General features: G+C 62.4%; 24 protein-coding genes and 3 pseudogenes. 17 read left to right on the top strand and 10 right to left on the bottom strand.

Going from position 1 to position 23285, the window contains the following annotated elements:
- The first annotated feature begins 38 nt into the window (after positions 1-38).
- The 4 genes from sufD to sufA all read left to right on the top strand — a co-directional run bounded on the left by sufD (position 39) and on the right by sufA (position 3618).
- Positions 39-1307: a Fe-S cluster assembly protein SufD gene (gene sufD, locus NKH28_RS04685; protein ID WP_352977981.1), complete on the top strand. Its 1269-nt coding sequence runs from the start codon at positions 39-41 to the stop codon at positions 1305-1307.
- Between the two features lie 179 nt (positions 1308-1486).
- Positions 1487-2728, top strand: a complete 1242-nt coding sequence (locus NKH28_RS04690; RefSeq protein WP_352926426.1) for a cysteine desulfurase — start codon at positions 1487-1489, stop codon at positions 2726-2728.
- A gap of 5 nt (positions 2729-2733) precedes the next feature.
- The gene (locus tag NKH28_RS04695; protein WP_352474719.1) at positions 2734-3126 is read left to right on the top strand and encodes an SUF system Fe-S cluster assembly protein; all 393 of its coding nucleotides are present in this window, start codon (positions 2734-2736) and stop codon (positions 3124-3126) included.
- A gap of 111 nt (positions 3127-3237) precedes the next feature.
- Positions 3238-3618: a Fe-S cluster assembly scaffold SufA gene (gene sufA / locus NKH28_RS04700; protein ID WP_006206001.1), complete on the top strand. Its 381-nt coding sequence runs from the start codon at positions 3238-3240 to the stop codon at positions 3616-3618.
- Between the two features lie 143 nt (positions 3619-3761).
- Here the strand turns inward: sufA and NKH28_RS04705 are convergent, their stop codons facing one another.
- Positions 3762-4259 carry a GFA family protein gene (locus NKH28_RS04705; protein ID WP_352474723.1) on the bottom strand — a complete coding sequence of 166 codons (498 nt, stop codon included), beginning with the start codon at positions 4257-4259 and terminating at the stop codon, positions 3762-3764.
- A gap of 90 nt (positions 4260-4349) precedes the next feature.
- Here NKH28_RS04705 and NKH28_RS04710 point away from each other — a divergent pair, with 90 nt between their 5' ends.
- Positions 4350-4673: a TfoX/Sxy family protein gene (locus NKH28_RS04710; protein ID WP_352541445.1), complete on the top strand. Its 324-nt coding sequence runs from the start codon at positions 4350-4352 to the stop codon at positions 4671-4673.
- Between the two features lie 34 nt (positions 4674-4707).
- Here NKH28_RS04710 and NKH28_RS04715 read toward each other — a convergent pair whose 3' ends face one another.
- Positions 4708-5631 (bottom strand): PfkB family carbohydrate kinase, encoded by a 924-nt coding sequence (locus NKH28_RS04715; protein WP_352977984.1) that lies wholly within the window; start codon positions 5629-5631, stop codon positions 4708-4710.
- A gap of 276 nt (positions 5632-5907) precedes the next feature.
- Between NKH28_RS04715 and recA the strand changes: the two genes are divergently transcribed.
- The 3 genes and pseudogenes from recA (at position 5908) to NKH28_RS04730 (ending at position 10789) form a co-directional block, all read left to right on the top strand.
- Positions 5908-7005: a recombinase RecA gene (gene recA / locus NKH28_RS04720; protein WP_352474726.1), complete on the top strand. Its 1098-nt coding sequence runs from the start codon at positions 5908-5910 to the stop codon at positions 7003-7005.
- A gap of 259 nt (positions 7006-7264) precedes the next feature.
- Positions 7265-9931: an alanine--tRNA ligase gene (gene alaS, locus NKH28_RS04725; RefSeq protein ID WP_352818207.1), complete on the top strand. Its 2667-nt coding sequence runs from the start codon at positions 7265-7267 to the stop codon at positions 9929-9931.
- Between the two features lie 79 nt (positions 9932-10010).
- Positions 10011-10789, top strand: a pseudogene (locus NKH28_RS04730) (PhzF family phenazine biosynthesis protein).
- A 123-nt stretch (positions 10790-10912) separates the two neighbouring features.
- Here the strand turns inward: NKH28_RS04730 and NKH28_RS04735 are convergent.
- The 3 genes and pseudogenes from NKH28_RS04735 to NKH28_RS04745 form a co-directional block, all read right to left on the bottom strand.
- Positions 10913-11026 (bottom strand): annotated as a pseudogene (locus NKH28_RS04735) (demethoxyubiquinone hydroxylase family protein); the annotation flags it as partial.
- 15 nt (positions 11027-11041) lie between these two features.
- Positions 11042-11662: a glutathione S-transferase family protein gene (locus NKH28_RS04740; RefSeq protein ID WP_352977986.1), complete on the bottom strand. Its 621-nt coding sequence runs from the start codon at positions 11660-11662 to the stop codon at positions 11042-11044.
- An 11-nt stretch (positions 11663-11673) separates the two neighbouring features.
- Positions 11674-12885: an NADP-dependent isocitrate dehydrogenase gene (locus tag NKH28_RS04745; RefSeq protein WP_352449387.1), complete on the bottom strand. Its 1212-nt coding sequence runs from the start codon at positions 12883-12885 to the stop codon at positions 11674-11676.
- Between the two features lie 206 nt (positions 12886-13091).
- On the opposite strand from NKH28_RS04745, the gene NKH28_RS04750 reads away from it, so the two are divergent.
- The 4 genes from NKH28_RS04750 to NKH28_RS04765 all read left to right on the top strand — a co-directional run bounded on the left by NKH28_RS04750 (position 13092) and on the right by NKH28_RS04765 (position 15917).
- Positions 13092-13958 (top strand): RNA methyltransferase, encoded by an 867-nt coding sequence (locus tag NKH28_RS04750; RefSeq protein ID WP_352977988.1) that lies wholly within the window; start codon positions 13092-13094, stop codon positions 13956-13958.
- A gap of 80 nt (positions 13959-14038) precedes the next feature.
- The gene (locus NKH28_RS04755; RefSeq protein WP_502906603.1) at positions 14039-14683 is read left to right on the top strand and encodes a DUF805 domain-containing protein; all 645 of its coding nucleotides are present in this window, start codon (positions 14039-14041) and stop codon (positions 14681-14683) included.
- Positions 14684-14839: 156 nt separating this feature from the next.
- Complete coding sequence (gene murI, locus NKH28_RS04760; protein ID WP_352977991.1) at positions 14840-15652, top strand: glutamate racemase; 813 nt, start codon at positions 14840-14842, stop codon at positions 15650-15652.
- A 76-nt stretch (positions 15653-15728) separates the two neighbouring features.
- Positions 15729-15917, top strand: coding sequence for a DUF3008 family protein (locus NKH28_RS04765; RefSeq protein WP_023674705.1), 189 nt, complete (start codon positions 15729-15731; stop codon positions 15915-15917).
- A gap of 90 nt (positions 15918-16007) precedes the next feature.
- Here NKH28_RS04765 and NKH28_RS04770 read toward each other — a convergent pair whose 3' ends face one another.
- A complete protein-coding gene (locus tag NKH28_RS04770) occupies positions 16008-16220 on the bottom strand; it encodes a hypothetical protein (RefSeq protein WP_023674706.1) in 213 nt (70 codons plus the stop codon).
- Between the two features lie 380 nt (positions 16221-16600).
- Here NKH28_RS04770 and rpsD point away from each other — a divergent pair, with 380 nt between their 5' ends.
- The 4 genes and pseudogenes from rpsD (at position 16601) to NKH28_RS34425 (ending at position 19531) form a co-directional block, all read left to right on the top strand.
- Positions 16601-17218, top strand: coding sequence for a 30S ribosomal protein S4 (gene rpsD / locus NKH28_RS04775; RefSeq protein ID WP_023717376.1), 618 nt, complete (start codon positions 16601-16603; stop codon positions 17216-17218).
- 152 nt (positions 17219-17370) lie between these two features.
- On the top strand, positions 17371-18258 hold the full coding sequence (gene ttcA, locus NKH28_RS04780; protein ID WP_352474638.1) for a tRNA 2-thiocytidine(32) synthetase TtcA: 888 nt from the start codon (positions 17371-17373) through the stop codon (positions 18256-18258).
- Positions 18248-19075: an inositol monophosphatase family protein gene (locus tag NKH28_RS04785; RefSeq protein WP_352977993.1), complete on the top strand. Its 828-nt coding sequence runs from the start codon at positions 18248-18250 to the stop codon at positions 19073-19075. The genes ttcA and NKH28_RS04785 overlap by 11 nt, the downstream gene beginning before the upstream one ends.
- A 49-nt stretch (positions 19076-19124) precedes the next feature.
- Positions 19125-19531, top strand: a pseudogene (locus NKH28_RS34425) (UCP034077 family protein).
- A 19-nt stretch (positions 19532-19550) separates the two neighbouring features.
- Here NKH28_RS34425 and NKH28_RS04790 read toward each other — a convergent pair.
- Positions 19551-20750 (bottom strand): multidrug effflux MFS transporter, encoded by a 1200-nt coding sequence (locus NKH28_RS04790; RefSeq protein WP_502906606.1) that lies wholly within the window; start codon positions 20748-20750, stop codon positions 19551-19553.
- A gap of 207 nt (positions 20751-20957) precedes the next feature.
- Entirely contained in the window at positions 20958-21293 is a 336-nt protein-coding gene (grxD, locus tag NKH28_RS04795; protein ID WP_023674712.1) for a Grx4 family monothiol glutaredoxin, read from the bottom strand.
- A 163-nt stretch (positions 21294-21456) separates the two neighbouring features.
- On the opposite strand from grxD, the gene NKH28_RS04800 reads away from it, so the two are divergent.
- Positions 21457-22251, top strand: a complete 795-nt coding sequence (locus tag NKH28_RS04800) for a phosphodiester glycosidase family protein (protein WP_352474643.1) — start codon at positions 21457-21459, stop codon at positions 22249-22251.
- Positions 22252-22253: 2 nt separating this feature from the next.
- Here NKH28_RS04800 and NKH28_RS04805 read toward each other — a convergent pair whose 3' ends face one another.
- A complete protein-coding gene (locus NKH28_RS04805) occupies positions 22254-22988 on the bottom strand; it encodes a class I SAM-dependent methyltransferase (RefSeq protein WP_352778140.1) in 735 nt (244 codons plus the stop codon).
- Positions 22989-23008: 20 nt separating this feature from the next.
- On the bottom strand, positions 23009-23242 hold the full coding sequence (locus NKH28_RS04810; protein ID WP_023674714.1) for a BolA/IbaG family iron-sulfur metabolism protein: 234 nt from the start codon (positions 23240-23242) through the stop codon (positions 23009-23011).
- Positions 23243-23285: the final 43 nt, after the last annotated feature.

The following is a 23285-nucleotide window of genomic DNA, read 5'->3' on the forward strand; positions in this document are numbered from 1 at the left end:
AAGCGGGCCCGGAAGGCAAGCCAAACAAGGCGATACTGATGAATATGCACACGACACCCCAGCGGACATTAGCCGAAACGGCGCTGATCGACGCCTTCGGCGAGCGGCTGTCGCTGCTGCCCGGCGACGGCGCGGTGATGCTGAAGCGCGACGACGCCATCGAGGCGATCAAGGGCGGCCTGCCGACGCGGCGCATCGAATCCTGGCACTATACGGACCTGCGCCGGCTGCTGACCTCGGTGCCGGACTTCGATCCGGCAGCGGTCGCGAAAGCCATTGCGCCGATCGTCGAAGGCTCCTCGGTTTTGCCGGTACTAAACGGCGTTTCGAGCGCGAAATGGGCTGCTGTCGAGGGCGTCACGGTACAGCGTCTATCGGAGAAGCTGACCGACGGCAGCATCGCCCCGGGGCTGGATTCCTATGGCAGCGACGATGCCATCGGCGCGCTCAACACCGCCTTTGTCGCCGACGGCTATTTCGTCGACATCGCCGACGGTGCCCAACTGGACAAGCCGCTCGAATTGCAGAATTTGCAGGCCGGTGGACAGACGCATGTACGCCTGGCCGTCCGTGTCGGTGCCGGCGCCAACGCTGTCATCGTCGAACGCCAGGCAGGCGAGGGGGCGGCGCTGGTCAGCTCGGTCAGCCAGCTTTTGCTTGGCGAGGGCGCCGAAGTGACATGGCTGGTCGTGCAGGAGCAGCCGGATACGGCAACGCATCTTGCCCAGTTCAAGGCGCATCTCGGCAAGAATTCGAAGCTGACGCTGTTCATCATGAATGCCGGCGGCAAGCTTGTCCGGCAGGAGGTCGTTGTGAAGACGACCGGCGAGGGCGCCGAATTCACCTTGCGCGGCATCAATCTGCTCGCCGGCGATACCCATACCGATGTCACTATGGTGCTCGACCACGCCGTACCGCACACAGCCTCGACCGAAGTCATCCGAAACGTGGTGACCGGCAAGGCGCGCGGCGTCTTCCAGGGCCGCATCAACGTCCACCAATATGCGCAGAAGACCAACGCCAAGATGGCCTGCAACACGCTGCTTCTGTCGGATGACGGCGAGTTCTCGACCAAGCCGGAGCTCGAAATCTTCGCCGACGACGTCGTCTGCGGCCATGGCGCGACCGTCACCGAGATCGACCACAGCCATCTGTTCTACCTAATGGCGCGCGGCGTCGACGAGAAGACCGCGCGCGGCTTGCTGGTCAAGGCCTTCGTCGCCGAAGTGATCGAGGAACTGGACGACGAGGCCATCGTCGAGGCGCTGGAAGCACGGCTCGACGATTGGTTTTTGACGCACGGGTAGAGGTGACTGAGGGGTTGGTGCCAACACCCCTCATCCGTCGCCTTCGGCGCCACCTTCTCCCACAAGGGGAGAAGGAGAGGCGCTCTTCCTTCTCCCCTTGTGGGAGAAGGTGGCCGAGCGAAGCTCGGTCGGATGAGGGGTGCTGGACGGAATGAGGCGGTGCCTCGAGAGAGCTTGTAATGGACCAGAAAGTCGAAAACATCCCCTATGACGTCGAGGCGATCCGCCGCGACTTCCCGATCCTGTCGCGGCAAGTCTACGGCAAACCGCTGGTCTATCTCGACAATGGCGCCTCGGCGCAGAAGCCACAGGCGGTGCTCGACGCTATCCAGCACGCCTATTCCCAGGAATATGCCAACGTCCATCGTGGCCTGCATTTCCTGTCGAATGCCGCGACCGACGCCTATGAGAAGGCTCGCGAGACGGTGCGCCGTTTCCTCAATGCGCCGAGCACCGACAACATCGTCTTCACCTCGAATACCACGGCGGCGATCAACACGGTCGCCTATGGTTTCGGCATGCCGAATATCGGCGAAGGCGACGAGATCGTGCTGTCGATCATGGAGCATCATTCCAACATCGTGCCGTGGCATTTCATCCGCGAGCGGCAGGGCGCGAAGCTGGTCTGGGTACCGGTCGACGATCTCGGCGTTTTTCACATCGAGGAATTCGAAAAGCGGCTGACCGACCGGACAAAACTGGTCGCCATAACCCATATGTCGAACGCGCTGGGCACGGTGACGCCGATGAAGGAGATCGTGCGCATCGCGCACGCGCGCGGCATTCCGGTGCTGGTCGACGGCAGCCAGAGCGCCGTGCATATGCCGATCGACGTGCAGGATCTCGACTGCGATTTCTTCGTCTTCACCGGCCACAAGGTCTATGGCCCGTCGGGCATCGGCGTGCTCTATGGCAAGAAGGATATTCTGGAGCGCATGCGCCCGTTCATGGGCGGCGGCGAGATGATCGAGGAGGTGACGCAAGACATCGTCACCTACAACGATCCGCCGCACCGTTTCGAGGCCGGCACGCCGCCGATCGTGCAGGCAATCGGGCTTGGTGCCGCGCTCGAATACATGGAAAAGATCGGCCGCGAACGCATCGCCGCGCACGAGGCCGATTTGAAGGACTATGCGCATCAAAAACTGCGCGCCATCAACTCGCTGCGCATCTTCGGCGATGCGCCCGGCAAGGGCGCCATCATCTCGTTCGAGCTGCAGGGTATCCATGCCCATGACGTGTCGATGGTCATCGACCGGCAGGGAGTGGCGGTCCGCGCCGGCACGCATTGCGCGCAGCCGCTGTTGAAACGCTTCGGCGTAACATCCACATGCAGGGCGTCGTTCGGCATGTATAATACCAGGGCCGAAGTCGATGCTTTGGCCGATGCGCTGGAAAAAGCGCGAAAATTCTTCGGGTGACGATCATGGATGATGCCAGCCACACCGCCGAGACCAATTCGGAAGCGACGACCAATGCGGCGGTTTCCGGATCGACAATCCCCGCCGACGAATTGGCGCGGCTGACCGACGACATCGTCTCGGCGCTGAAGACGGTCTACGACCCGGAAATCCCGGCCGACATCTACGAGCTCGGCCTGGTCTACAAGATCGACATCGAGGACGACCGCTCGGTCAAGATCGACATGACGCTGACCGCGCCCGGCTGCCCGGTGGCCGGCGAAATGCCGGGTTGGGTCGAAAATGCCGTCGGCGCCGTCGAAGGCGTTTCCGGCGTCGAGGTCAACATGACCTTCGATCCCCCCTGGTCGCCCGACCGCATGTCGGAAGAGGCACAGGTGGCGGTGGGCTGGTATTAGCATCCGACCAGACAGAGGCTGGCGCACTTGCGCCGGGTACAAAACTTCACCATTTTAGGTGAGGAATCATTCGGCAGGCCTTGAACCTGCAAAGAATGGAGAAGGAAAGACATGGGACGCTTCGCCGTCATCACGATGACCGAAAAGGCTGCCGACCGGGTGCGCGAGATCGTCGCGACCCGTGAGAATGCGCATGGCATTCGCCTTGGCATCAAGAAGGGCGGCTGCGCCGGCATGGAATATACGGTCGATCTGGTGACCGAGCCGAACACCAAGGACGACCATATCGAGCGCGATGGCGCCCATGTCTATGTCGCGCCGGAGGCGGCACTTTTCCTGTTCGGCACCGAGATGGATTTCGAGCAGACGACACTGCGAACCGGCTTCACCTTCCGCAACCCGAACCAGAGCTCGGCCTGCGGCTGCGGCGAATCGGTCGAATTGAAGCCGGCTGATCTGAAGGCACTGGCCGAGGCGCGCGCTTCGGCCTGAGGTTTTCGTTCTCCCCGTCACTATACGGGGAGAAGGTGGCCCGAAGGGCCGGATGAGGGGCCGAGCCGGCGTTCGCAATGTTTGCGCCGCCCCACATCTGCCTGCCGGCATCTTCTCCCCATATAGCGACGGGGAGAAGAACGCTAATCCACCCACATCCCCGTTCGCTTGTGCCAGTCTGCGATCGACTCCTCCGGGTAGACATCGAAAACCTTGTCGCCCTTGCCGATATCCGGCTCGACCCAGTTCGCCTTGTATTTCAGCATCAGATGCACCTTCTCCGGCGGCTTTGGCAGGTCGGTGTCGATCGCCGAGGCAAACGGATGCACCAGCTCCGGCCAGGTCGGATCGTAGAGCCAGAGTGCCGTCCCGCATTTCGTGCAGAAGTTCCGCTCGCCGGTCGAGATCTCGCGTTGCGGGTGCTCGTCGTCCTCGATCTCGGCGCGGTAGACGCCGAGATGGCGCTTGCCCTGGATTTTCAGCGTCTCGTAATCGGCGCCGAGATTGATGGCAAAACCGCCGCCGCCCTGCTGCTTGCGGCAGATCGAGCAGTAGCACAGCATGAACGGCACCGGCGTGTGGCTTTCCACCTCGAAACGCACGGCATTGCACCGGCAGGACCCTTTGAGCAGAAGCGGCATGAGAAACTCCGACGAAAGTGATTTGCACTTTGTCAGGATGGCGCCGGTTGCGGCGATGACAAGGGGAAATCCGGGTGACATGATCGCCGCATGGACAACGAGCGCATAGAAGAGCTTTTCGAGGGCCTCGGCCCGGTCAGCATCCGCAAGCTGTTCGGCGGCAAGGGCATCTATTTCGACGGCGTCATCGTCGCCATCGTCATCGGTGGCGAATTGATGCTGAAGGCCGACGCCGAAAGCGCCCCGGATTTCGAAGCGGCCGGCTGCCGGCAATGGACCTATACCGGCTCGCGCCACGGCAAGCTCGTGTCGATGCCCTATTGGAGCGTTCCCGACAGCGCCTTCGACGATCCCGACGAGATGGCGATCTGGTCGCGCCGCGCCTACGAGGCAGCACGGCGCGCCGGCAAATAGGCTGCGTCATGCTTCGGCAATTCCGGGCCGCACTTCATGCCAGGTCCCGCGCCTCGGGCACGAGCGCCAGCGCCTCGGCAAAGCCAGCGCTGGTGAAGGCGGCACTCTCGACGACGAGCATAGCTGCGGCAATGCCTTCGCGCAGTGCCGCGCGCAGCGTCAGGCCGCGCAGCAGGGCAGCGATCGTGGCGCCTGCCAATGCGTCGCCGGCGCCGGCAGCATCGGTCCGCTTTTGCAGCGGCGGTGGCGAGATCGAGAACGCGCCCAATTCGTCGAAACCGAGCACTGGTTCGTCGCCGGCGGTGATCACGCCGCTTTTCAGCCCGGCGCGTCTCAGGCCGTCGACGATGCCTTGATCGATTTGGACGCCGGCGAGCATGCCGGCCTCGCGCCGGTTCATGAAGGCCATCGCCAGACGGTCGAGCACCGGCGTCAGCCGCGCCGCTTTGTTGGGCGAGACCGCAAGCGCAAACACCGGCTTGCCGGCGGCGAGTGCCGCCAGCCGCTCCAGCGCGGTCGACGGCAGGTTGGCGTCGCACAGCACCGCGTCGGCCGAACCGATCGCTTCCCGCACCTTGGCACGGCGGATCTGCTTGGGAAGCGCCAGTTCGTAGAGCACCATGTCGGCAAGGCCGGCGATCAGCCCGCCGTCGCTGTCGATCAGCATCGTATGGCTTGGCGTCGCGCGGTCGAGGAACACCGCCGACAGGTCGGCAATGCCGGCCTCGGTGACGGCGCGTAAGACCGTGTCGCCAAGGGCATCGCCGCCGCGCACCGAAAGCAGCGAGGCCGAGACGCCGCGGCGCACGGCACAGCGCAAGGCGTTGAAGACGGCGCCGCCGACATGCTCGCGCATCGTGCCCGGATTAGACGCTGCTGGCACGAAGGCGCCGGCAACCCGGCCGCGCCGCTCGATATAGGCGCCGCCCACGGCCAGGATCGTCGGGGATTTGATCATGCCGTCAAAATGCCCTTTAGCTGTTGCCCGGAGAGACTAGGTCGCCGGGCGGAACCCTGCAATCGCGGGTCCGATTCGGTTGGTAACGGCAACGGCGCCGCATGCGAGGCGAGACGCATCGGAAGCAATAATTGCGAAACAAAAATAGAACAAATAGGGATATGCGTTATTTTTCAAACCCTTGGTGCTCATTGACAAATGAGAACAAATGAGGTACATTCTTTTAAGGATTGCGGGATTGTCCGGCCTCCATTGACGACCACGGGGTGATGTATCATGGCTCAGAATTCTTTGCGGCTTGTAGAGGACAAAGCGGTGGACAAATCAAAGGCTCTGGATGCGGCGCTGTCGCAAATCGAGCGTGCCTTCGGCAAGGGCTCGATCATGCGGCTCGGCGCGAACGAGCAGGTCGTCGAGATCGAAACGGTGCCGACCGGCTCGCTTGGGCTGGACATCGCGCTTGGCGTCGGCGGCCTGCCGCGCGGCCGCATCGTCGAGATCTACGGGCCGGAAAGCTCGGGCAAGACGACGCTGGCGCTGCACACGGTGGCCGAAGCCCAGAAGAAGGGCGGCATCTGCGCCTTCGTCGATGCCGAGCACGCGCTCGACCCGGTCTATGCCCGCAAGCTCGGCGTCGATCTCGAAAACCTTTTGATCTCGCAGCCCGATACCGGCGAGCAGGCGCTGGAGATCTGCGACACGCTGGTGCGCTCCGGCGCCATCGACGTGCTGGTGGTCGATTCGGTGGCGGCGTTGACGCCGCGGGCGGAAATCGAAGGCGAGATGGGCGATTCGCTGCCCGGCCTGCAGGCCCGCCTGATGAGCCAGGCACTGCGCAAGCTCACCGCCTCGATCTCGCGCTCCAACACCATGGTCATCTTCATCAACCAGATCCGCATGAAGATCGGCGTCATGTTCGGTTCGCCCGAGACGACGACCGGCGGCAATGCGTTGAAATTCTATGCCTCGGTCCGCCTCGACATCCGCCGCATCGGCTCGGTCAAGGATCGCGACGAGGTCGTCGGCAACCAGACCCGCGTCAAGGTCGTCAAGAACAAGCTGGCGCCGCCCTTCAAGGTGGTCGAGTTCGACATCATGTATGGCGAGGGCGTCTCCAAGACCGGCGAGCTGGTCGATCTCGGCGTCAAGGCGGGCGTGGTCGAAAAGTCGGGCGCCTGGTTCTCCTACAATTCGCAGCGTCTTGGCCAGGGCCGCGAAAACGCAAAAATGTTCCTGCGCGACAATCCCGACACGGCGCGCGAGATCGAGCTGGCGCTACGGCAGAATGCCGGGCTGATCGCTGAGAAATTCCTTGAGAACGGCGGCTCCGAAAGCAGCGATGACGGTTTCGAGGACGACGCTGGGGTGATGTAGGGCAAGCGACGCCTCGCTGAGCCTCAGCCAGGTTTCGATTTGATGTTTTGATTTTGAGTTTGCGTAATCGATGCGTTTCGAACCGCCGGCCCAGGGCCGGCGGTTCGCGTTTGACGGCGAGGCAGACGCATTTCAAGGCGCTGGTGAAAGCCGGGATTTGAGCCCATTTGGTGTTTCTGGACAGGCTGCGGTGCGACCGCTAAAAGGCCATGTCTATTTTCCGCCGGCAGCCGGCGGTTCTCTCGAAAAGGCAGTATTCATGAGTGGCGTCAACGAGATCCGGTCGGCATTTCTCGACTATTTTCGCAAGGAAGGTCACGAGGTCGTCGCGTCAAGCCCGCTGGTGCCGCGCAACGACCCGACGCTGATGTTCACCAATGCCGGCATGGTGCAGTTCAAGAACGTTTTCACCGGTCTGGAGAAGCGGCCCTATTCGCGCGCCACGACCGCCCAGAAGAGTGTTCGCGCCGGCGGCAAGCACAACGACCTCGACAATGTCGGCTACACCGCGCGCCACCTGACCTTCTTCGAGATGCTCGGCAATTTCTCCTTCGGCGACTATTTCAAGGAGCGGGCCATAGAGCTTGCCTGGAACCTGATCACCAGGGAGTTCGGGCTGAAGAAGGACAAGCTGCTGGTCACCGTCTACCACACCGACGACGAGGCGGCCTCGTACTGGAAGAAGATCGCCGGCCTTTCGGACGATCGCATCATCCGCATCGCGACTTCGGACAATTTCTGGGCAATGGGCGACACTGGACCTTGCGGGCCGTGTTCGGAGATATTCATCGACCGCGGCGAGCATATCTGGGGCGGCCCTCCCGGCAGCCCCGAGGAGGATGGCGACCGTTTCCTTGAATTCTGGAACCTGGTGTTCATGCAGTACGAACAGGTGACGAAGGACGAGCGCGTCGACCTGCCGCGTCCGTCGATCGACACAGGCATGGGCCTCGAGCGCATGGCATCCATCCTGCAAGGGGTTGAAAGCGTCTTCGAAACCGACCTGTTCCGCCACCTGATCGACGCTGCGTCGTCGGCGCTTGGCAAAGGTCCGGATGCGGGCACCGTCGCATCGTTCCGTGTCATCGCCGACCATTTGCGTTCGTCCTGCTTCCTGGTCGCCGACGGCGTGCTGCCGTCCAACGAAGGACGCGGCTACGTGCTTCGTCGCATCATGCGCCGCGCCATGCGCCACGCGCAGTTGCTCGGCGCCCGCGATCCGCTGATGTGGCGCCTGGTGCCGGCACTGGTCCGCGAGATGGGTCAAGCCTACCCGGAACTGGTGCGCGGCGAACAGATGATCACCGAAACGCTGAAGCTTGAGGAAACTCGTTTCCGCAAGACGCTGGTGCGCGGCTTGGGCTTGCTTTCCGAGGCGACGGAAAAGCTGGCCTCCGGCGACATGCTGGATGGCGAGACAGCGTTCAAGCTCTACGACACCTATGGCTTTCCGCTCGATCTGACGCAGGACGCGCTGCGCCAGCGCAACATCTCGGTCAACCTTGCCGGCTTCACCGAGGCGATGGAGCGGCAGAAGGCGGAGGCGCGCAAAAGCTGGGCCGGCTCCGGCGACGTGGCGACCGAGACGGTATGGTTTCCGGTGCGCGAGAACGCCGGCGCCACCGAGTTCCTCGGCTATGAGACCGAGCAGGCGGAAGGCCTCATCCAGGCGCTGGTCAGGGACGGCAAGACCGTCGACAGCGCCGGCAAAGGTGACGCCGTTGCCGTGGTTGTCAACCAGACGCCGTTCTATGGCGAGTCCGGTGGCCAGATGGGCGACACCGGCGTCATTTCGGGCGACGGGTTCTCGATCGAGATATCCGATACCCAGAAGAAGGCCGATGGGCTTTTCGTCCATCTCGGCAAGGTGGCTACCGGCACGGTCAAGACGGGCGCGACCGTCGAGCTGAAGGTGGACCACGCGCGTCGCTCCAGGCTGCGCGCGAACCATTCCGCCACGCATCTGATCCATGAGGCGCTGCGCGAGGTGCTGGGTACCCATGTGGCGCAGAAGGGCTCGCTGGTTGCGCCCGAGCGTCTGCGCTTCGACATCTCCCACAACAAGCCGATCTCGCCCGACGAGCTCGAAGAGGTCGAGCGCATGGCAAACGAGATCGTCGTTCAGAACGGCCCTGTAACCACGCGGCTGATGTCTGTCGACGACGCCATTGCCGAAGGCGCCATGGCGCTGTTTGGCGAGAAATATGGCGATGAAGTGCGCGTCGTTTCGATGGGCACGGGCTTGCATGGCGCCAAGGCCAACCGGCCTTATTCGGTCGAGCTATGCGGCGGCACGCATGTCAGGGCGACCGGCGATATCGGCTTGGTGCGCATCCTGTCCGACAGCGCGGTCGCTGCCGGCGTTCGCCGCATCGAGGCGTTGACCGGCGAGGCGGCCAGAAAGCATCTCGACGAACAGGACAAGCGGCTGAAGGCGGCCGCCGCCGCGCTGAAGATTTCGCCGGCCGATGTGCCGGCCCGCGTCGAGGCGCTGCTCGACGAACGCAAGAAGCTCGAAAAGGAGCTGACAGAGGCGCGCAAGAAGCTGGCGCTGGGCGATCGCTCGCCAGCCGGTGTGCCGGCGGAAAACGAAACCATTGCCGGTGTCGGTTTTCTCGGCAAGGCGGTATCGGGCGTCTCGCCAAAGGATCTTAAGCCGTTGGCCGATGCCGGCAAGAAGTCGCTCGGCTCCGGCATCGTCGTCTTTGTCGGCGCCGGCGAGGACAACAAGGCAAGCGTCGTCGTCGCCGTCACCGATGATCTGACCGGCCGCTTCAGCGCCATCGATCTGGTGCGCGTCGCGTCCGCGGCATTGGGCGGGCAGGGCGGCGGCGGGCGACCCGATATGGCTCAGGCCGGCGGCCCGGACGCATCGAAGGCCGAAGACGCGATCGCTGCGGTGAAGGCGGCTCTCGAAGCGGCGTGAACCTGCACCGGGGGCGGCACGGCCGAAATGGCGCGTCGCCCAGCGGATATCTTTGAGGGCCGATATGCCGACGCTGACGATGTATCAGGTCGATGCCTTTGCCGAACGGGCCTTCCAGGGTAACCCTGCCGCCGTTCTCCTTTTAGAGGAATGGCTGTCGGAGCAGGTAATGCAGGCCATTGCCAACGAAAACAATCTTGCTGAAACCGCGTTTGTGCGGCCGAATGGCAAAGGTTGGATTTGCGCTGGTTCACGCCGGTCCATGAAGTCGACTTCTGCGGCCACGCCACTCTTGCGGCCGCCCATGTGCTGGCTACGGAATACAATGGTCAGGGCGAAATGGCCTTCGCCACCCGGGTCGGCGAGCTGCGGGTTTCCCGGTGGGAAGGGGGCTATCAGCTCGATCTGCCTTGTTTTCCGCCGCAGCCCGTCGAGGAAGAGCTGAACTCGGCGCTGCAAGCGATATTGCCTCAGCGGCCGGTTGCGAGCTTCCGCAATTTCGAGAACCTGTTTGTCGAGCTTGCCGACGAGACAACCGTGCGATCTTTCGTTCCCGATCTGCTCAGGATCGGACGTTTTCATCCTCTCGGCCTGGTTATTACCGCGCCTGGGCGAGCCCACGATTTCGTCTCCCGTTACTTCGTGCCTGGGGCGGGCATTCCCGAGGATCCGGTAACCGGCTCCATTCATGCGACGCTGGTGCCTTACTGGTCTGAAAAACTCGGCAAGACGCATCTGTCGGCATTCCAATGCTCGCAGCGCGGCGGGCATTTGCTATGCGAACTGGCCGGAGATCGCGTGCTGATCACAGGCCGTGCGAAGACCTTCATGAAGGCGGAGATCTACCTTCCCGATTGAGCGGCTTGCCAATTCGGTGGCTGCTTCGCCTGAGCCAGGTGTCCAGATCACGGTATGGCGTTAGGGCCGGGCGGCGGCCCGATGGCGCAGGGCAGTGGCCCCAAAGAGGCGGCGCTAGAACGGTTTCGCGACAAGAATCTGTGCCGAATAGATTCTGATCGCGCCGTACTCGCCGGCGTGGTTGACTCTGACTATTCTGGCCACCGTCAGTGCGTCCTGGTGAGAGAGCTTGGCCATGAATGCGCTCGAGAGTTAAGTCAGCCTGCCGGCAACGCTCGCACGCGCCGCAATGCGGGTCCACCAATTCTGGATCTCGGCAAACTCGGCCAGCAGGGCTTGTCCCTCGGCGACCTTGACGAAATAGCCGATGATCGGTGCGGCGTGCAGGTCGGCCAGCGTCAGGTCCGTTCCCAACAGCCAAGGCCCTTCAGCTTTCAGCGAGGAGAGCGCCTGCAATGCCATTCTTGCCTGCCGCAACCCGTTGGCGATCACGGCTTCGTCGGGCGGCGTTGTTTCCAGCCGCTCGACCGCGACATCCCAGACCATGGTCTTGTAGGCATAGGCGTCGAGCAGGCTGGTGATCTGGTTCATGCGTGCTCGAGGCCGGGCTTCGACCGGTTGCAGCGCCGGGCCGCCAAAGGCTTCGTCGACATAACGGGCAATCGCGCCGGTCTCGTAGAGGCGAAAGCCGTCATGCTCGAAGGCCGGGATGCGGCCGAACGGCTGGTGCTCGAAATACCAGCCGGGAATGCCGTCCGCGGCAAAGATGTCGACGGGCACGAGCTCGTAGCCGACGCCCTTTTCCTCCAGCACCAGCCGCACGATGCGCACATAGACGCTGTAGTCCGCGCCGTAGACGACGGGCTTGCCCATGCCGGTTGGGCTCAGGCCATCGCTTTCTGCAAATTCTCGTCGATCTTGTCGAGGAAGCCGGTGGTCGAAAGCCATGGCTGGTCGGGGCCGATCAGCAGCGACAGGTCCTTGGTCATGAAGCCGGACTCGACCGTCTGGATGCAGACCCTTTCCAGCGTCTCGGCAAAGCGCCTCAGTTCGGCATTGTCGTCGAGCTTGGCGCGGTGCGCGAGGCCGCGCGTCCAGGCAAAGATCGAGGCGATCGAATTGGTCGAGGTCTCCTCGCCCTTCTGGTGCTGGCGATAGTGGCGGGTGACGGTGCCGTGCGCGGCTTCCGCCTCGACGGTCTTGCCGTCCGGCGTCATCAGCACCGAGGTCATCAGGCCGAGCGAGCCGAAGCCTTGCGCCACCGTGTCGGACTGCACGTCGCCGTCATAATTCTTGCAGGCCCAGACATAGCCACCCGACCATTTCAGGCTCGAGGCCACCATGTCGTCGATCAGCCGGTGCTCGTACCAGAGCTTCTTAGCTTTGAATTCTGTTTCGAACTCCGCCTCGTAGACCTCCTGGAAGATGTCCTTGAAGCGGCCGTCATAGGCTTTGAGGATGGTGTTCTTGGTCGAGAGGTAGACGGGGTAATTACGCAGCAGGCCGTAGTTCAGGGAGGCGCGGGCGAATTCGCGGATCGATTCGTCGAGATTGTACATGGCCATGGCGACGCCGGCGCCGGGTGCGTCGAAGACGTCGTGCTCGATCACCTGGCCGTCCTCGCCGACGAATTTGATCGTCAGCTTGCCCTTGCCGGGGAAGCGGAAGTCGGTGGCGCGGTACTGGTCGCCGAAGGCGTGGCGGCCGACGATGATCGGCTTGGTCCAGCCGGGCACCAGCCGCGGCACGTTCTTCATGATGATCGGCTCGCGAAAGATGGTGCCGCCGAGGATGTTGCGGATGGTGCCGTTCGGCGACTTCCACATCTTCTTCAGCTTGAATTCCTCGACGCGCTGCTCGTCGGGCGTGATCGTCGCGCATTTCACGCCGACGCCGTATTTCTTGATGGCATTGGCCGAATCGATGGTCACCTGGTCGTTGGTGGCGTCGCGGTGCTCGATGCCGAGGTCGTAATATTCGAGCTTGAGGTCGAGATAAGGGTGGATCAGCTTGTCCTTGATGAACTGCCAGATGATGCGGGTCATCTCGTCGCCGTCGAGTTCGACGACCGGGTTCGCCACCTTGATCTTCGCCATGGAAAGAATGCCTCGCTTTTGGGGAACGGAACGGCCTTGCCCGCACGGCTGCCGGCCCTGGGATGCGGCCCGTATATCAAAGGCTTTTTGGCCGCGCAAACGGCGAACCGCGCCGTAGTGTCGGCATTCCTTGCGAAAGCTTCATTTTCGCCGCCAAATGTGGCAGGGGACTGCGAAATGCCGCAAACAGCAGTTCACTGACAACCATGGCCGCTACCCAGGATCCCGCCACCCCTCTTGCCTCCGGAACTCCAGCGTCCGGACCGGCGATCATCCTGGTCGAGCCGCAGCTCGGCGAGAATATCGGCATGGTTGCGCGCGCCATGGCCAATTTCGGCCTTACCGAGCTGCGGCTCGTCAATCCGCGCGACGGCTGGCCGAGCGAGAAGGCGCGTGCCGCCGCAAGCCGCGCCGACCACGTCATCGATGCCGTCACGGTGTTCGATGACCTGGCCTCGGCGGTTGCCGATCTGAACTTCGTCTTCGCCACCACGGCGCGCGCGCGCGACAATTTCAAGCCGGTGCGCGGTCCGGTCGAGGCGGGCAGGGCAATGCGCGCGCGGCAGCGGGCCGGCCAGCGCACCGGCATCCTGTTCGGCCGCGAGCGCTTCGGCCTCTATAATGACGAGGTCGGCCTTGCCGACGAGATCGTCACCTTCCCCGTCGATCCAGCCTTCTCCTCGCTCAACATTGCCCAGGCGGCCCTGCTGATGTCCTATGAATGGATGAAGTCCGGCCTGGAAGACGAGACCAGGACCAACTTCTCCGGCCCCGAAATGCCGCCGGCTGCCAAGGAAGAATTGCACGGCCTGTTTGCGTATCTAGAAGGTGCACTGGAGGCGCGCGGCTATTTCCGCCCGGCAGCGAAGAAGCCGAAGATGGTCGACAATTTGCGCGCTGTGCTGACCCGCCCCGGCTTTGCCGAGCCGGAGCTCAAGGTGCTGCGCGGCATAATATCATCGCTAGACAGGTTCTCGCCGGCCATGCCGCGCGGCGACGGATCGCCCGGCGACGATCCAAGGCGGCTCCCGGCGGCCGCGGCACGCGCTGCGAGGGCGAAAGACAAAGACTAGCCTCGGAACTGCCCATACCTCACCAGTAACCGAATGTTATTTGGTGTGATCCATTGTCTGGAAAACGATGGATCCTTTCGATGTTCAATTCAAATATCGGGCGTCTTCGCTTTTTCTTCTATTCCGCGGCCTTGCTGGTTGCGGAAATCGTGACCTTTGTGCTGTGCGTCGTGGGGACCGTCGGCTTCGAGGGTTTGGCCAATTCGAAACCCGGTCCTTCCAGGGAAGGGCTGGCCGCGGCTGTTCTCGTTACCTCGCTGGTGATCGTTCTGTTCCGCGCGAATTTCGCCTGGCGTCGAAGCCGCGACGCGCAAGGGTCGGGTTGGATCCTTTGGTCGTATATCGTGTTCTCGACGCTGTTCGCGATCCTGCAGGCCGGTACTGTTCTTGTCGTAAAATTCGACGGCGAAGATTCGCATTCCGGCCTTAACCTGCTGGGATTAGCTCTTGTCGGGCTGTGGGCCGTCATCTTGGCGGGCAAGCCGGCGGGTGGCGGCTCTTCGGATATGGCGTCATCCCTGAGTTTCGACGATTTCGACCCGCCCGGGCCGCTGCGCGGTCGCGGGGCGCCCTATTCAGAGTCAGTCGCCGGCGTGACGGCCCAGGCTCCAGCCTACGCCACGCGGGCCGCGCCGGTGCCGTCGAACCACCCTGCATCTCAACCTGCATCTCCGGCGAACGGCCGGCCGCGGCCCAGCGGCTTCGGCAAGCGCGGCCTTGTGTGACCGGCTCGCCGCATCAAGGCCATGATGGTTCCACATAGAAGCGGCCGGGATAAAGCATCATTGGCCGAAGCAGAAAGCATGGGCCGGGCCTCCCTCGTGATCTCGTTTGTGATTCCCAGCCCTTAGTGATTCCCAGCCCTTAGTGACTCAATGACAATGACCGATCCATCGAGCGCCCGTCCGATCCTGATGTTCGATTCCGGCATTGGCGGCCTCACCGTGCTGCGTGAGGCGCGTGTCTTGATGCCTGACCGCCGCTTCATCTATGTCGCCGACGACGCGGCGTTCCCCTTCGGCGGCTGGGAGGAGCCGGCGCTGAGAACACATATCCTGGAGTTGTTCGCCAGGCTGCTCGACCGGTTTTCGCCGGCTATCTCGGTCATCGCCTGCAATACCGCCTCGACACTGGTCATCGATGCCTTGCGCGAGAGGTTTCCCGGCCACCCTTTCGTCGGCACCGTGCCGGCCATCAAGCCGGCGGCGGAACGCACGCGCTCAGGCCTGGTTTCGGTGCTGGCTACGCCCGGCACCGTCAAGCGCCAGTACACGCGCGACCTGATCAGCAAATGGGCGCAGAAATGCCACGTCCGCCTGGTCGGCAGCGACAGGCTGGCTGCATTGGCCGAAGCCTATATGCGCGATGGTTTTGTCGACGAGGACGCCGTGCGCGCCGAGATCGCGCCGTGCTTCGTCGAGCATGACGGGCTGCGCACCGACATCGTCGTGCTTGCCTGCACCCATTATCCGTTTTTGGCCAACCGCATGCGCAAGACAGCACCGTGGCCGGTCGACTGGCTCGACCCGGCCGAGGCGATCGCACGCCGGGCGCTGTCGCTGCTTGCCGATACCGAGGCCGGTTATCGCAGAGAGGCACTGCCGGAAGGCGCCGACCTTGCATTCTTCACCTCGAACAGCGCCGATTTTCCGACGCGCCGGCTGATGCAGGGATTTGGCCTGGCGATATCCTGATCGCAGGCAATTTTCGCTTTGGGAACATCACACCGGACAATGCGTTTTCCTCTCATCGGAAACGGGAGAAACCATCATGCCAGCCACCTCAAAAGCCCAGCAGAAAGCGGCCGGCGCGGCATTGTCAGCCAAGCGCGGCGAGACCAAGAAGGGCGCGCTCAAAGGCGCGTCGAAGGGAATGTATAAATCCATGAGCGAAAAACAGCTCGAGGAATTCGCCGAGACCAAGCGCAAGGGCCTGCCGGAAAAGAAGTCGAAACACTGATCGACTGGCCATTCTGACGGCGGATGCCGGTCAATAAAAGGCCCGCGGCTGAGCCGCGGGCCATGAAGTCTCAACGGGCGAGGACGAAAATTACCAGTTCCAGCCCCACCCGCAGCGCCGCACTTTGTAGCGGATCACCTTGCGATGACCGTGGCGCCACACCACCTTCTTCTTGACCACGATGCGGCAGACCTGGTGATGCCTGTGCCCATGCCAATGCCGGGCCTGCGCCGGCTCGGGCGCGACCGCCATCGTGCCGGCCATCACCGCGGCTCCTACCAACGTAAGGAAGAACTTCTTCATGCGAATTCCAGCTCCTCTGACTTCAGTCCCTTCCTGATGCCGCTGGCGCAACCTCCCGCCACATCCGGCACGTTCTACAACCGTAACACTATCCGGTTCGGCGATTCGCGCCAGCCGGAAGCTTGACAGCGGTTAAATCTCCGTTTAACCAGCCCACCAACACCGGGCCGCAATGCCCGGTGGTTTTCTTTATGTGTGCAAGACGTTTGGGAAGCCGGTTTTACTTTCCTTATGTCTTGTTTGAAATGACGTGTCCCGTGGGTTTTCCGTCGCGTTGCGTGGAAAACCCTGTCAGGTCTCGAAAGCGGAGGCCAGAGGAGGGCGCGTTTCCTTCACCCGGACCATGAGGTTCCGGGTGTGTTGTTTTGAAAGGGAATGCGATGAGCAAGCGCGAATCCGCGAAGTACAAGATCGACCGCCGTCTTGGCGAAAACATCTGGGGCCGCCCGAAGTCCCCGGTCAACAAGCGTGAATACGGCCCCGGCCAGCATGGCCAGCGCCGCAAGGGCAAGCTTTCCGATTTCGGCCTGCAGCTGCGCGCCAAGCAGAAGCTGAAGGGCCACTATGGCGACGTTTCGGAAAAGCAGTTCCGCAAGGTCTATGAAGAGGCGGACCGCCGCAAGGGCGACACCTCGGAGAACCTGATCGGCCTGCTCGAATCGCGCCTCGACGCAGTCGTCTACCGCGCCAAGTTCGTGCCGACCATCTTTGCGGCGCGCCAGTTCGTCAATCATGGCCACGTCAACGTCAACGGCAAGCGCGTCAACATCGGCTCGTACCGCTGCAAGCCGGGCGATGTCATCGAAGTGCGCGAGAAGTCGAAGCAGCTGGTCATCGTGCTGGAATCGGTGGGCCTGGCCGAGCGCGACGTGCCCGATTACATCGAGGCCGATCACAACAAGATGACCGCGGCTTTCACGCGCATCCCCGGCCTGGCGGACGTTCCGTTTGCCGTGCAGATGGAACCGAACCTGGTCGTCGAATTCTATTCGCGCTGATCGGCGCGTTCGTCGCGATACAATCGAAGGCCGCCCGTCGAGGCGGCCTTTTCTTTTTCGTTCCTTTTCCGCGGCGTGATTCCGAAATCGATTTCGGTTTTCGGTCCGATGCGCTACTGCGGGCGGCAACAGGATCTTGGGGCCGACGCGCCATGAATATGCTGCCAGACGCCGAAACACTCGAACCGGTCGCCGATACCGAAGGCGGCTTTCATCCGCTGTTTGCCGATGTGCCGTCCTCCGTCGAGTTCAACAAGCTGCGCAAGCGGCTGTTGCGGCTTGCCCGCCAGGCGATCGACGATTTCGCCATGGTGAGACCCGGCGACCGTTGGCTGATCGCTCTGTCGGGCGGCAAGGATTCCTACGGCCTGCTTGCCGTGCTGCTCGATCTCAAATGGCGCGGGCTGCTGCCGGTCGAGCTGTTGGCCTGCAATCTCGACCAGGGCCAGCCGAACTTTCCCAAGCACATATTGCCCGATTATCTCGATAGATATGCCATTCCGCATCGCATCGAATATCAGGACACCTATTCGGTGGTCACCGACAAGCTGGCCGAGGGCAGCACCTATTGCTCGCTGTGCTCGCGGCTGCGGCGCGGCCATCTCTATCGCATTGCCCGCGAGGAGGGCTGCTCGGCGCTGGTGCTCGGTCATCACCGCGAGGACATACTGGAAACCTTCTTCATGAACCTGTTCCATGGCGGACGCCTTGCCGCCATGCCGCCGAAGCTGCTCAACGACGAAGGCGATGTCATGGTGCTGCGGCCGCTCGCCTATTGTGCGGAAGCCGATCTCGAGAAATTCGCCGGCGCCATGAAATTCCCGATCATTCCGTGCGATCTGTGCGGTAGCCAGGAAGGCCTGCAGCGCAACGCCATGAAGGCGATGCTCGACGACATCGAGAAGCGCATGCCCGGCCGCAAGGACACGATGATCCGCGCCATGACCAATGTGCGGCGTTCGCATCTGCTCGACAGGAAGCTGTTCGATTTCGCCGCCCTCAACGAAACCCTCACCACCAGGCGTCCCGATGACATTTGACGATAGCGCGATCGACTGGCTTGCAGACCTTCTGTCGGAAGCCGCCGTCGCCGAGATCATGCCGCGCTTTCGCCGGTTGAGCGAGGGCGACGTCCGTCGCAAGACCTCGGCCGCCGATCTCGTCACCGAGGCCGACGTCAATGCCGAACGGCTCATCACCGCCAGGCTGCGCCAGCGTTATCCCCACGCAATGATCGTCGGCGAGGAGGCCTGCTCCGACGACCCGACGCTGCTCGACGGTCTCGGCGATGCCGAACTCGCCTTCGTCATCGACCCGGTCGACGGCACCTTCAACTTCGCCTCCGGCGTGCCGCTTTTCGGCGTCATGCTTGGCGTCGTGGTCAAGGGCGAGACGGTCGCCGGCATCATCCACGATCCCGTCGGCAAGGATTGGCTGATCGGCGTTCGCGGCGCCGGCAGCCATATCCGCCATGCCCATGGCGATCTGGAAAGGGTCCATGTCGCCAAACCGGCGCCGATGTCGGAAATGACCGGTGCGGTCTCATGGCACTATGTGCCCGAGCCGGACCGCTCACGTTTGGCGCGCAACCAGACCAAGTCGCTATCGCAGTTCAATTATCGCTGCGCCGCCCACGAATACCGCCTGCTGGCCAGCGGCCACGGCCATTTCGTCGTCTACAACAAGCTGATGCCCTGGGATCACCTGCCTGGCGTGCTGATCCATGCGGAGGCGGGCGGCCATGCCGCGCGCTTCGACGGCAGCGCCTATCTGCCGTCGCATGTCGGAGGTGGCCTGCTGGTCGCGCCGGACCGGGAGAGCTGGCGGGAGCTGCGCCGCGAGCTCTGGGCGGAATAACTCTTCGCTGCCAAAGTTGTCCAATCCTGTGCGAAACCGGAGACCTCGAATGAAACCTCGGTCCGCAATTGTTGCAACGGCCTTTGCCCTTGCCTTGGTTGCCGGTGTCAATGAAGCAAGCGCTGGGGAACGCGCATGTCGCAGTCCCGACTCCGTCGACACCATAGACGAGATGTTCTCCGCGATCTTCGCCTGTTGGAAGCCGCCGCCCGGAACCGCGGGCATGACCCTGACGCTGCAGTTCTCAATTCGCCGAACGGCACGCTTATCGGCAAACCGCGCGCCACTTATTCCCATCTAGGGGACGATGGTCCACTCAATCGGGCCTTCGTGGCTTCCGTCCTCGAGGCGCTCGACAAGGCTCTCCCACTGCCCGTTTCGGACAGCATGGGTGGAGCAATCGCAGGACGTACGCTGTTCCCACGCTTCACCGCGGTCAGTGAGGGTGCATCCTAGGCGCGCCCGGCAATGTGCATTAGACCGGCGGGTTATGCGGCTGGAACAGTCTGCCGCGCTCGGCCAGCAGGATCATCAGCAGCGCCGCCACCGACACGCTGCAGAACCCGGCGGCCAGCGGCGTCACCGTGCCGTTGAAGGCTTGGCCGATCAGCGTGCCGAGAATGCCGCCAAGAAATGTCTGCATGAACCCAAGGATCGACGATGCAGTGCCGGCCAGGTGCCCCAGCGGCTCCATGGCAAGCGCGTTGAAGTTCGCGCCAAGCGCGCCGAACGGGACCATGGCGCAGGCAAAGAAGTTAATGAAGAGCCAGAGCGGCATCTTTATTTCGATGGAAACGACCAGCCAGGCAAGGCTGATGGCCAGAAACAGCAGCAGCGCGCTTTGCGACAGACGGCGCATGCCGATGCGGCCGACGAGGCGCGAGTTGAGGTAGTTCGAAAAAGCAAGTACGCCGGCAACCCCCGCGAAGATGACGGGGAACATCTCGCCGACATTGAACACGCTGACATAGATCTGCTGGGCCGAGGCGATGAAGCCGAACATGGCGCCGAAGATGAAGGTGCTGGCGAAGGCATAGCAGAGCGCGATGCGGTTGGTGAGAACGATGCGGAAGCCGCCGATGATGGAGGACAGCGTCAGCGGCCGGCGATATTCGGGGTGTAGTGTCTCGGGCAGGCGCAGCAGCGACCAGGCGGACACGATCAGCGCGCCGGCTGCCATGGTGACGAAGATCACATGCCAGGTCGCAAACAGCATGATGAACTGGCCGATACCGGGCGCCACCACCGGAATGGCCATGAACACCATGAAGATCAAGGACATGACTTCGGCCATGCGCCTTCCGTCGAACGTATCGCGCACGATCGAGACGGCAATGACGCGCGTCGCCGCCGCGCCGATGCCTTGCACCGCCCGGCATAGCAGAAGCGTGGCGAATGACGGGGCGATTGCTGCAGCGCCGGCCGCCAGGACGTAGATCACCAGCCCTGCGACAAGCGGCGCGCGGCGCCCGAAGCGGTCCGAGATCGGCCCGAAGAACAGCTGTCCGCCGCCAAAGCCAAGGATATAGGCGGTGACAACATATTGCCGGTGGTTTTCATTTTCGATGCCAAGCGAAGCGCCGATCTGCTGCAGCGCCGGCAAAATAATGTCGATTGCCAGCGAATTGAGCGCCATCAGCGCCGCGCACAGCGCAATGAATTCCCAGCGCGGAATGGGCAAGGTGCTTGCCTTTTGCTGCGCTTGTGCTTGCTGATCCAAGGCCAGTCCGATCCTCAAACGAAAATGCGCCGGCTGGCCGACGCATCCATTCGTTGATTGCCCGATAGCGGGCAGAACTTTTTGCCAAGGTGGGGGCTGCCCCGGCGCTTAGCGCATGACCCCCGAAAATCGCAGGCGGAAGGTCATACGCAGAAACAGAAGTCAGGCGGCGCCTTTGACGCTGACGCCCTTTTCGACGAGGAAGGTCTGCAATTCGCCCGCCTGGAACATCTCGCGGATGATGTCGCAGCCGCCGACGAACTCGCCCTTGACGTAGAGCTGCGGGATGGTCGGCCAGTTGGAATAGTCCTTGATGCCTTGCCGCAGTTCGGCCGACGTCAGCACGTCGACGCCCTTATAGTCGGCGCCGATATAGTCGAGGATCTGCACGACCTGGCCGGAAAATCCGCATTGCGGGAAGCCGGGCGTGCCCTTCATGAAGAGAACGACGTCGTTGCCCTTCACTTCATTGTCGATGTAGTCGTTGATGCCGCTCATGGAATACCCTTTCATGCCTGTGGGAGTCAGGCTCGAACATTACCCTTCAAATAAACCCATGGGTTGCGCGAAACAAGATGTTTGCCGCCTTGCCATGCAAATGGCGCAAAGGAACGTCTGATCTTGGGCCAAGAGCGTTGGCCACCATCTTTCCCGAGGCGCGATGAAAAGACGATATCTCGCCGGGTTCCTCCTCGCCGTTCTGTTCGCCGCACTGTCCTTGATCTGGTGGGCCAGGTCGCCGAGACAGCCATCTCTCGTCGTCGGCGGTGAATTACCGGCGCCGTGCCGCGACGCGAGCTTCGAGGCGGTCGCCTATGTCGTCTGCGAAATCGATCTGCGCCACTATGACATCGGTGTGTTCCACGCAGGCCTTGACGGCAAGGCTTTCGGTTCACTGGACAAATTCGACAAGGCGATGGCGGATCATGGCCGGCCGGTGCTGCTCGCCATGAACGCCGGCATGTATCACCAAGACCTGACTCCGGTCGGCCTTCTCGTCGAAGACGGCCGGGAGAAGGCGCCGATCAACGTCGCCGACAGCGAAGGGAATTTCTTCCTGAAACCGAATGGCGTCTTCCTGGTCCGGAAGGACGGCAAGGCGGCGGTCATGGAGACAAGCGCCTATGCTGCGACCAGACTGGACGTGATGTTTGCCACGCAATCCGGCCCGATGCTGGTGATCGACGGCCGGCTTCATCCCCGCTTCGAGCAAAACGGCACATCGCGCTATATCCGCAATGGCATCGGCGTGCGTGACGAAAACACTGTCGTGCTGGCGATCTCGCGCTCTGAGGTCAGCCTCGGCAGCTTCGCGCGACTGTTTCGAGATGCGCTCAATTGTCCCAACGCGCTTTTCTTCGACGGGGTCGTTTCGGCGCTGTCGAACGGCGAGCGGATGATTGTGGGTGGAAGCTATCCGGTCGGGCCGATCATCGCCGTGTCGGCGAAAAGGTGAATTTATTTATGCGCACGTACGCATATGAATGCCGGCGCCAAACTCAGTTCGGCAAAATGCCTGGAGTCGACCATTTCCATCTCGGGCGCGGGAACCGGCTCGACGAAACGATCGAGCGTCCAGCCTGTGTCGGCAAGCCCGTTGAGGATATCGCCGAGCGGCCTGCGATAGGATTCGACATAGGGCTGGGGCTCCCCAAAACCTCCCCAATACATGCCCCAGCGATTCGTTTCAAAATAGGTTTTCGTCCCGCGCGTGCGCGTGTCCTGCCAGTCGCGCATTGGATGGCCCATAGAGAACACCAGCCAGCCGCCCGGGCAGGCCACGCGATGAAACTCAGCGAATACCGGCTCCAGTTTTTCGACATAGTCGAGCGCCAGCGAGCAAAGTATTCGGTCGAAACTGCCATCCGCGAGCCAGTCGAGAGCCCTTTCGAGGTTGCCAAGCCGGATATCGACATCGAGCCCAGCGCATCGCTGACGTGCCAGAGCCAGCATTTCCGGCGTAATGTCGAAGGCACTTACCCGCGCACCTGAGCCAGCCAGCTTTTCCGAGCAGATACCGGAGCCGCAACCGGCGTCCAGTATGTTCAGACCCGTCACGTCGCCCAGCAACTCCAGCGAGGCTGGCCGTTCATAAAGGGCGTTGTGCGGCTTGATCGGCGCCAGCGCGTCATAGCGCTCGGCGAAGGAAGCATAGGCACTGACTGCAACCGGATCGCTGTCGCCTTTGGCCATGACTTCCCGCTTGCGTAGAATTAGTCCGGCACGCTGGTCTGCAGGGCAAGCGCGTGCAACACGCCGCCCATATTGCCCTTCAGCGCGTCATAGACCATCTGGTGCTGCTGGACCCGGCTTTTCCCGCGAAAGCTTTCGGCCACAACCTCAGCCGCATAATGGTCGCCGTCGCCGGCCAGGTCGCGAATCGTCACCTTGGCGTCGGGAATGCCTTCCTTGATCAGCCGTTCGATGTCGTGGGCGTCCATTGCCATTGAGGATTCCTTGTTCAGGTCGTGATCTCATAGATATGGTCGA

This window comes from Mesorhizobium sp. M1227 (genome assembly GCF_040318315.1).
GTDB lineage: Bacteria > Pseudomonadota > Alphaproteobacteria > Rhizobiales > Rhizobiaceae > Mesorhizobium.

Excerpts from the sequence above, each read along its gene's own strand:
- sufD (WP_352977981.1), top strand. The coding sequence starts at position 39 with ATGAATATGCACACGACACCCCAGCGGACATTAGCCGAAACGGCGCTG.
- NKH28_RS04690 (WP_352926426.1), top strand. The coding sequence starts at position 1,487 with ATGGACCAGAAAGTCGAAAACATCCCCTATGACGTCGAGGCGATCCGC.
- NKH28_RS04695 (WP_352474719.1), top strand. The coding sequence starts at position 2,734 with ATGGATGATGCCAGCCACACCGCCGAGACCAATTCGGAAGCGACGACC.
- sufA (WP_006206001.1), top strand. The coding sequence starts at position 3,238 with ATGGGACGCTTCGCCGTCATCACGATGACCGAAAAGGCTGCCGACCGG.
- NKH28_RS04705 (WP_352474723.1), bottom strand. The coding sequence starts at position 4,259 with ATGCCGCTTCTGCTCAAAGGGTCCTGCCGGTGCAATGCCGTGCGTTTC.
- NKH28_RS04710 (WP_352541445.1), top strand. The coding sequence starts at position 4,350 with ATGGACAACGAGCGCATAGAAGAGCTTTTCGAGGGCCTCGGCCCGGTC.
- NKH28_RS04715 (WP_352977984.1), bottom strand. The coding sequence starts at position 5,631 with ATGATCAAATCCCCGACGATCCTGGCCGTGGGCGGCGCCTATATCGAG.
- recA (WP_352474726.1), top strand. The coding sequence starts at position 5,908 with ATGGCTCAGAATTCTTTGCGGCTTGTAGAGGACAAAGCGGTGGACAAA.
- alaS (WP_352818207.1), top strand. The coding sequence starts at position 7,265 with ATGAGTGGCGTCAACGAGATCCGGTCGGCATTTCTCGACTATTTTCGC.
- NKH28_RS04740 (WP_352977986.1), bottom strand. The coding sequence starts at position 11,662 with ATGGGCAAGCCCGTCGTCTACGGCGCGGACTACAGCGTCTATGTGCGC.
- NKH28_RS04745 (WP_352449387.1), bottom strand. The coding sequence starts at position 12,885 with ATGGCGAAGATCAAGGTGGCGAACCCGGTCGTCGAACTCGACGGCGAC.
- NKH28_RS04750 (WP_352977988.1), top strand. The coding sequence starts at position 13,092 with ATGGCCGCTACCCAGGATCCCGCCACCCCTCTTGCCTCCGGAACTCCA.
- NKH28_RS04755 (WP_502906603.1), top strand. The coding sequence starts at position 14,039 with ATGTTCAATTCAAATATCGGGCGTCTTCGCTTTTTCTTCTATTCCGCG.
- murI (WP_352977991.1), top strand. The coding sequence starts at position 14,840 with ATGACCGATCCATCGAGCGCCCGTCCGATCCTGATGTTCGATTCCGGC.
- NKH28_RS04765 (WP_023674705.1), top strand. The coding sequence starts at position 15,729 with ATGCCAGCCACCTCAAAAGCCCAGCAGAAAGCGGCCGGCGCGGCATTG.
- NKH28_RS04770 (WP_023674706.1), bottom strand. The coding sequence starts at position 16,220 with ATGAAGAAGTTCTTCCTTACGTTGGTAGGAGCCGCGGTGATGGCCGGC.
- rpsD (WP_023717376.1), top strand. The coding sequence starts at position 16,601 with ATGAGCAAGCGCGAATCCGCGAAGTACAAGATCGACCGCCGTCTTGGC.
- ttcA (WP_352474638.1), top strand. The coding sequence starts at position 17,371 with ATGAATATGCTGCCAGACGCCGAAACACTCGAACCGGTCGCCGATACC.
- NKH28_RS04785 (WP_352977993.1), top strand. The coding sequence starts at position 18,248 with ATGACATTTGACGATAGCGCGATCGACTGGCTTGCAGACCTTCTGTCG.
- grxD (WP_023674712.1), bottom strand. The coding sequence starts at position 21,293 with ATGAGCGGCATCAACGACTACATCGACAATGAAGTGAAGGGCAACGAC.
- NKH28_RS04800 (WP_352474643.1), top strand. The coding sequence starts at position 21,457 with ATGAAAAGACGATATCTCGCCGGGTTCCTCCTCGCCGTTCTGTTCGCC.
- NKH28_RS04805 (WP_352778140.1), bottom strand. The coding sequence starts at position 22,988 with ATGGCCAAAGGCGACAGCGATCCGGTTGCAGTCAGTGCCTATGCTTCC.
- NKH28_RS04810 (WP_023674714.1), bottom strand. The coding sequence starts at position 23,242 with ATGGCAATGGACGCCCACGACATCGAACGGCTGATCAAGGAAGGCATT.